We start from the raw sequence: 7,394 nt of genomic DNA, 5'->3' as shown, positions 1-7,394 counted from the left end.
GCTTTCGTTCTTCGTTCTTGCGTTTCCGACTCTATCAGAGTCAGTTCCGCTTGCTTTCCGGGGTCTTCGCTTTCGCGTTTTCCCTTTCCGGCGATGCCGACTCTATCAGAAGTTTTCCACCGGATTTCCCGGCTTCGGATTCCTGGATGAGGAGTCGACTGTGCTCCGCTGGAATTCAAATTCCTGTTGGGAGCGAGAGAGACTTTAAACCATCACTGCCGAACTTGTCCAGTTCGAGGCAACCGTTCGAATCTACCTCCCCACGGCGACGGTGTCAACAGTCGCTGCGGGACGACGAGGAGACTAGCAGCTGAACGGGGTCCTACGCACATCAGGCCGCCGTCGGCAGCGTGGCCGTCTGGTCCGCGGCCTCCACGTCGCCCACCTCGCCGGCGCGCGCGGCGCGGCCGCCGAGGACGTAGACGTACGTCAGGAACAGGACCTCGGCGGCGACGCCGATCGTGATGCGGGCCCAGGTCGGGAGGCCGGAGGGGGTCACGAAGCCCTCGATCAGGCCCGATACGAACAGGACCACCGCCAGGCCGATCGCCATGCCCAGCGCGGCGCGGCCCTGCTCCGCGAGGGCGGCCCGGCGGGTGCGCGGGCCCGGGTCGACGACCGCCCAGCCGAGGCGCAGGCCCGTGCCGGCGGCCACGAAGACCGCGGTCAGTTCGAGCAGGCCGTGCGGCAGGATCAGGCCGAGGAAGACGTCGAGGCGGCCCGCCGAGGCCATCAGGCCGATGCCCGTCCCGAGGTTGAGCATGTTCACGAAGAGGATCCAGAGCACCGGTATCCCCAGGAACGCGCCCAGGACCAGGCAGATCGCGGCCGCCTGGGCGTTGTTCGTCCAGACCTGGGCGGCGAAGGAGCCCGCCGGGTTGCTGGAGTAGTACGTCTCGTACCCGCCGCCCGGCTTCGTCAGGGCCTTCAGGTCCTCCGGGGCCGCGATGGCGCCCTGGACCTCCGGGTGCGTCGCTATCCACCAGCCGAGCAGGACGCCGATCGCCGTGGAGATCAGCGCGGTCGGTATCCACCAGCGGCGGCTGCGGTAGACGGCGGCCGGGAAGCCCGCGGTGAAGAAGCGGGCCGCGTCGCGCCAGCCGGCCCGGCGGGCGCCCGTCACGGTGGCCCGGGCGCGGGCGACGAGCTGGGTCAGGCGGCCCGTGAGCATCGGGTCCGGGGTGCTGGACTGGATCAGCGAGAGGTGCGTGGAGGTCCGCTGGTAGAGCGCGACCAGCTCGTCCGCCTCGGCGCCGGTCAGCCGGCGGCCGCGCCCCAGCAGCTGTTCCAGGCGGTCCCATTCCGCCCGGTGCGCCGTCACGAAGACGTCGAGATCCATCCGGTTACCGCTCCCCTGCCCCAGGACCTGCTGGCTTCTGCTTACTTCTACCGTGGTCAGCTTGGCAGACTGGGAGGGCCGAGGGGCGGGTCCGGTCACGGGAAAGGTGTGCATGGTGAGCGATCTGGTGACGGGGGACGCGGTCGTCCTGGGCTTGCGGCCGGCGAGGCTGCCGAGCCGGGCGTTGGCGATCTTCCTCGACCTGCTCGTGTACCTCACCGGATACCTGCTCGTCTCGATCGGGCTCACCCTGGCGACCGCCTCGCTGGATCCGGCCGCCCAGGCCGCGGTGGCGGTGGCGAGCTTCCTCCTGGTGCTGGTCGGCGTGCCGATCGCGGTGGAGACGCTGTCCCACGGGCGCTCGCTCGGCAAGCTGGCCTGCGGGCTGCGCGTCGTACGCGACGACGGCGGGCCGATCCGGTTCCGGCACGCGCTCGTGCGCGGGGCCATGGGGGTCGTGGAACTGCTGGCCACCTTCGGCGCCATCGCCTGCATCGCCTCGCTGGTGTCGGCGCGGGGTCGGCGGCTGGGGGACGTGTTCGCGGGGGCGCTGGTCATACGGGAGCGGGTGCCGGGGGCGCGGGTGATGCCGGTGCCCCCGCCGCCGCCGTGGCTGGCGGGGCGCTTCTCGGGGCTGGACCTGTCGGCCGTTCCGGACGGGCTGTGGCTGGCGATACGCCAGTACCTGACCCGGATGAACCAGCTGGACCCGCAGGTGGGTGCCGCGATGGCGGTGCGGCTCGCCGACGATCTGGTGGCGCGTACGGGAACGCCGGCGCCGGTGGGGGTGCCCGCGGCCGCCTTCCTGATGGCGGTGGTGCACGAGCGGCAGTCCCGGGACGCGGCCCGCGCCTTCGGTCCCGGTGTCGCGCCCGCGTACGCGCCGCCCGTCGCGCCCGCGATGCCGGCCGCGTGGGGGCAGCCGGGCCCCGGGACGTACGCACCACAGGCCGTACGGCCCGCGACCCCGCCGGTGCCGGTGCCGATTCCGGTCCCTGGCGAGCTGCCCGCGACTCCCGTGCCGCCGCGGCCCGCGACGGGGTTCGCACCCCCGGCGTGATCGCCTAACCTGCGCGGCATGTCAGCGAACGTCGCATTCACCTTCCGCGTCACGGGCATCGAGGACGAGGCCCGGGCGCAAGCCGTCGTCGAGGAACTCCGGGAACTGATGCGGGACGAGAGCATCGGCCGCCAGGTCACGATCGGCATCCGGCAGGAGGACGGCGTGTACGTCGTCACCGGCGGGACCGACTTCCCGGTCTCCGTCAGCCGCGCCCACCTGTGGTGCCCGGAGTTCGAGAAGTCCGTCGCCTGGTACGCGAAGGAAGCCGCGCCCTCGGCGATCTGCGCCGTCGAGTGGTGCCACCCCGACGAGCAGCGCTGATCCGGGGCCGGGGAGCCGGGCGGGGCGTCAGTCCTCGGTGAAGGTCGAGGGCGGGGTCTCCAGGTGCTCCAGCTCGATGCCGGGGGCCGCGAGGACCACGTCCCCCGCGATGTGCACCGTGTGGACCTCGCCCGTGTCCAGGGCCGTGACCTGGTACTCGTCCACCACGAGCGGTCCGCTGTCCGTGGCGTGCTCGGCGCGGCCCCGCAGGGCCCAGGCCTGGTCGACCGTACGGGGCGCCAGCACCGGGTCCGTGAGCGCGACGAGCCGGACCCGCGTCGCCGGGGCGCCCGGGGTCAGCCTCAGCAGGCGGGCCGTCGCGATCAGGAAGGCCGGCGAGGTGCCGGTGAAGCCCGCGGCGGGGACGTTGCCCTCGGTGGCCTCGGTGCCCGCCGGGTCGGAGCGCACCCAGGTGACCCCGTCGATGGCCGCGCCGCGGACCTGCCAGCTCGAGGCGTTGGCCTCGAGGCGGATCGGGCGGCCGAGTTCGTCGATCGCGAGGTCGACCGAGCCGCGGTGGTCGCCGTCCGGGCCGGTGAGCTGGGAGACGTAGCGCCAGCCGGAGGGGCCGGGCGCGCAGTGGAAGTGCTCCTCGCCGAGGGGCGCGTGGTCGTGCGGGTCATGGAGCGAGTAGCGGCCTCGGGGCATGGGGTGCCGTCCTTGCGTGCGTCGTACGGGGTCGTGCGGGGTCGTACGGGTCGTGCTCACGGGGCAGGCCCCCGGCGTACGTGCCGGGGGCCTGCTCGGTGCTGCGGATCCGCGGGGACCGTACGGGATCAGTAGCGGTAGTGGTCCGGCTTGTACGGGCCCTCGACCTTGACGCCGATGTAGTCGGCCTGCTCCGGGCGGAGCGTCGTGAGCTTGACGCCGAGGGCGTCGAGGTGGAGGCGGGCGACCTTCTCGTCGAGGTGCTTGGGCAGCACGTAGACGTCGGTCGGGTACTCCGAGGGCTTGGTGAAGAGCTCGATCTGGGCCAGGGTCTGGTCCGCGAAGGAGTTCGACATGACGAACGACGGGTGGCCGGTCGCGTTGCCCAGGTTCAGCAGACGGCCCTCGGAGAGGACGATCAGGACCTTGCCGTCGGGGAACTTCCAGGTGTGGACCTGCGGCTTGACCTCGTCCTTGACGATGCCCTCGACCTTGGCCAGGCCGGCCATGTCGATCTCGTTGTCGAAGTGGCCGATGTTGCCCACGATCGCCTGGTGCTTCATCTTGGCCATGTCGGCGGCCATGATGATGTCCTTGTTGCCCGTGGTCGTGATGAAGATGTCGGCCGTCTCGACGACGTCGTCCAGCGTCGCGACCTGGAAGCCGTCCATGGCCGCCTGGAGCGCGCAGATCGGGTCGATCTCGGTGACGATGACGCGGGCGCCCTGGCCGCGGAGCGACTCGGCACAGCCCTTGCCGACGTCGCCGTAGCCGAAGACCACGGCGACCTTGCCGCCGATGAGGACGTCGGTGGCGCGGTTGATGCCGTCGATGAGGGAGTGGCGGCAGCCGTACTTGTTGTCGAACTTCGACTTGGTGACCGCGTCGTTGACGTTGATCGCCGGGAAGAGCAGGGTGCCCTCGGCCATCATCTCGTACAGGCGGTGGACACCGGTGGTGGTCTCCTCGGTGACGCCGCGGATCTCGGACGCGAGCTGCGTCCACTTCTGCGGGGTCTCGCCGAGGGTGCGGTTCAGCAGGGTGAGGATGTGGCCGTACTCCTCGGAGTCCGCCGTGGACGGGTCCGGGGCGGAGCCGGCCTTCTCGAACTCGACGCCCTTGTGGACGAGGAGGGTGGCGTCACCACCGTCGTCGAGGATCATGTTCGGGCCGCCGGTGGGGGTGTTCGGCCAGGTCAGCGCCTGCTCCGTGCACCACCAGTACTCCTCCAGCGTCTCGCCCTTCCAGGCGAAGACGGGTACGCCCTGCGGGTTCTCCGGGGTGCCGTTCGGGCCGACCGCGATGGCGGCGGCCGCGTGGTCCTGGGTGGAGAAGATGTTGCAGGAGGCCCAGCGGACGTCGGCGCCGAGGGCGACGAGGGTCTCGATCAGGACGGCGGTCTGCACGGTCATGTGCAGCGAGCCGGTAATGCGGGCGCCGGCCAGCGGCTGGGCCGCGGCGTACTCGCGGCGGATCGACATCAGGCCGGGCATCTCGTGCTCGGCGAGGGTGATCTCCTTGCGGCCGAAGGCGGCGAGGGAAAGGTCGGCGACCTTGAAGTCCATGGGTGCTGCTCCTCATGGTTCGAGAGGGTGGGTACGGCTGAGCCGCGCATCGCCTGTGGGGGCGGTGCACCGGGCACTCAGTCCGTCGGGGGTCCTCTCTCCCCTCGGCCGGTCGCGAGACCGCCCGACCGCCATCAGCAGCGACGCCTGACACTGATGACGAATCTACACCGATCGGCCGAGCGCGCCCCAGTGGGCCGGGGAAGAAGTCGCCGCCGAAGAGGGCCGTCCGGCGGGCCGGATTCAGGCCTTTTGGACTTTTGATCGGACCCTTACGTGTTGGACGATGCCGGAGGATCGTCCGTACGCGCGTGAAGGAGATTGCAGTGACCACTCCGGCCGACTCTCCCGGTGGCGGGACCACGAGCGGGGGCGAGCGCGTGAAGCTGCTGGCCGTCACGGCGTGCCCCACCGGGATCGCGCACACGTACATGGCCGCGGAGAAGCTCCAGCAGGCCGCCGCCCGCCTCGGCATCGACATGAAGGTGGAGACGCAAGGCTCGATCGGGGCCGAGAACGTGCTCACTGACAACGATGTCAGAGAGGCGGACGGCATCATCATCGCCGCCGACAAGGAGGTGGACCGCGAGCGGTTCGCCGGCAAGCGGGTGCTGTCCACCGGCGTCGCCGACGGCATCCGCCGGCCGGAGGAGCTGATCGAGCGCGTGCGGAGCGCGCCGGTGCAGAGCGGCGCCGCGGCCTCCCGTGGTGGCGGTGGCGGTGGCGGTGGCGGAGATGGCCGTGGCGGCGGCAAGGAGCGCAGCCTCGCGTACAAGGCGCTGATGAACGGCGTCTCGTACATGATCCCGTTCGTCGTCGTCGGCGGTCTGCTGATCGCCGTCTCGCTCGCGCTGGGCGGGCACGCGACGGCCGAAGGGTACGTCATCCCCGAGGGCACCTTCTGGGCCCATGTGAACGCCATCGGCGGCATCGGCTTCCAGCTGATGATCCCGATCCTCTCCGGCTACATCGCGTACGCCATCGGCGACCGGCCGGCCCTCGTGCCCGGCATGATCGGCGGTTTCATCGCGAACACCGGGGCGCTCTACGACTCGAAGGCGGGCGCGGGCTTCATCGGCGCCATCGTGACGGGTTTCCTGGCCGGCTACCTGGTCTTGTGGATCAAGAAGGTCAAGGTCCCGAAGGTCGTCCGGCCGATCATGCCGATCATCGTGATCCCGATCGTCGCGACGACGGCCCTGGGCCTGTTCTTCGTCTACGTCATCGGCAAGCCGATCTCCTGGGTGTTCGAGAACCTGACGAGCCGGCTGTCCGGCATGACCGGCACCAGCGCGATCCTGCTCGGCGCGATCCTCGGCCTGATGATCGCCTTCGACATGGGCGGCCCGGTCAACAAGACGGCGTTCCTCTTCGGCACGGGGCTCATCGCCTCCGGGAACCACGCGGTCATGGGCATGTGCGCGGCGGCCATCCCGGTCATGCCGCTGGGCCAGGGCCTGGCGACGCTGCTGCGCCGCAAGCTGTACTCCGACCAGGAGCGCGAGACCGGCATGGCGGCGCTCTTCATGGGGGTGTTCGGCATCTCGGAGGGCGCGATCCCGTTCGCGGCGGCGCGGCCGGCGATCGTCATCCCGGCGAACATGCTCGGTGGTGCGGTGGCCGGTGCGATCGCCGGCGTGGGGGGCGTGGGGGACCACGTGCCGCACGGCGGTCCGGTCGTGGCCGCGCTGGGTGCCGTCAGCGGCTGGGCCTGGTTCCTGGTCGCCATCACGGCGGGCACCGTGGTCACCGCCCTGACCACCAACGCGCTCATCGGCCTGAGGGCGCGCCGGGGCCGGATCGCCGCCATCGCGCCGGTGGCCGTCGGCCTCCCGGAGCCGGTGCTCGCGGGGGTCGGCGCGGGTACGGGGACGACGGGGACGGGTACGGGTACGGCGGTGGGCGCGGGAACCGCGACGGCCGTCGCCACGGCCGCAGCCGTCGCCACGCCCGCCGCGTCCGCTCCGGCCGGTGCGGACGCGGCGCTCTCCGGCTACCTGACCGCCCGGACCGTGAAGACCGAGCTGGCCTCCGGATCGAAGGAGGCCGCCATCCGCGAGATGGCCGAGATGCTGGCCACGACCGGCAACGTACGGGACGTGGACGAGCTCGTACGGGTCGCCCTCGCCCGCGAGGCCCAGGGCACGACGGGCCTCGGCGAGTCCATCGCCATCCCGCACGCCAAGACGGACGCGGTCTCCCGGCCGACGGTGGGCTTCGCCCGGTCCGCCGCGGGCATCGAGTGGGGCTCGCCGGACGGCACGAAGGCCCGGCTGGTCTTCATGATCTCGGTACCGGAGGCCGCCGCCGGCGACGAGCACCTGCGCATCCTCGCCCTGCTGTCCCGGGGGCTCATGGACGCGGACTTCCGGGACCGGCTGGAGTCGGCCCCCGACGGCCCCGCGGTCCTGGACGTCCTCCGCGAGATCGGGTAACCCGCCCGCCCCGTACGGAGAAA

General features: G+C 71.4%; 6 protein-coding genes. 3 read left to right on the top strand and 3 right to left on the bottom strand.

Annotated features, from left to right (window positions below; translation table 11 throughout):
• Positions 1 to 331 precede the first annotated feature (331 nt).
• The gene (locus tag ACFYZS_RS29585) at positions 332 to 1,339 is read right to left on the bottom strand and encodes a stage II sporulation protein M (RefSeq protein WP_389018962.1); all 1,008 of its coding nucleotides are present in this window, start codon (positions 1,337 to 1,339) and stop codon (positions 332 to 334) included.
• Positions 1,340 to 1,454: 115 nt separating this feature from the next.
• On the opposite strand from ACFYZS_RS29585, the gene ACFYZS_RS29580 reads away from it, so the two are divergent.
• Positions 1,455 to 2,399, top strand: a complete 945-nt coding sequence (locus tag ACFYZS_RS29580) for an RDD family protein (protein ID WP_389019002.1) — start codon at positions 1,455 to 1,457, stop codon at positions 2,397 to 2,399.
• 18 nt (positions 2,400 to 2,417) lie between these two features.
• Entirely contained in the window at positions 2,418 to 2,723 is a 306-nt protein-coding gene (locus ACFYZS_RS29575) for a hypothetical protein (protein WP_389018959.1), read from the top strand.
• 27 nt (positions 2,724 to 2,750) lie between these two features.
• On the opposite strand, the gene ACFYZS_RS29570 is transcribed toward ACFYZS_RS29575, so the two are convergent.
• Both ACFYZS_RS29570 and ahcY read right to left on the bottom strand, forming a co-directional pair.
• Positions 2,751 to 3,371, bottom strand: a complete 621-nt coding sequence (locus ACFYZS_RS29570) for a hypothetical protein (protein ID WP_389018956.1) — start codon at positions 3,369 to 3,371, stop codon at positions 2,751 to 2,753.
• Positions 3,372 to 3,499: 128 nt separating this feature from the next.
• A complete protein-coding gene (ahcY, locus tag ACFYZS_RS29565) occupies positions 3,500 to 4,936 on the bottom strand; it encodes an adenosylhomocysteinase (protein WP_389018953.1) in 1,437 nt (478 codons plus the stop codon).
• 326 nt (positions 4,937 to 5,262) lie between these two features.
• On the opposite strand from ahcY, the gene ACFYZS_RS29560 reads away from it, so the two are divergent.
• A complete protein-coding gene (locus tag ACFYZS_RS29560; RefSeq protein ID WP_389018951.1) occupies positions 5,263 to 7,371 on the top strand; it encodes a fructose-specific PTS transporter subunit EIIC in 2,109 nt (702 codons plus the stop codon).
• Positions 7,372 to 7,394: the final 23 nt, after the last annotated feature.

It is taken from the genome of Streptomyces sp. NPDC001903 (assembly GCF_042891345.1).
GTDB lineage: Bacteria > Actinomycetota > Actinomycetes > Streptomycetales > Streptomycetaceae > Streptomyces.
The sequence above is the reverse complement of the archived record's forward strand: the minus strand, read 5'-3'. Positions and strand labels throughout refer to the sequence as shown.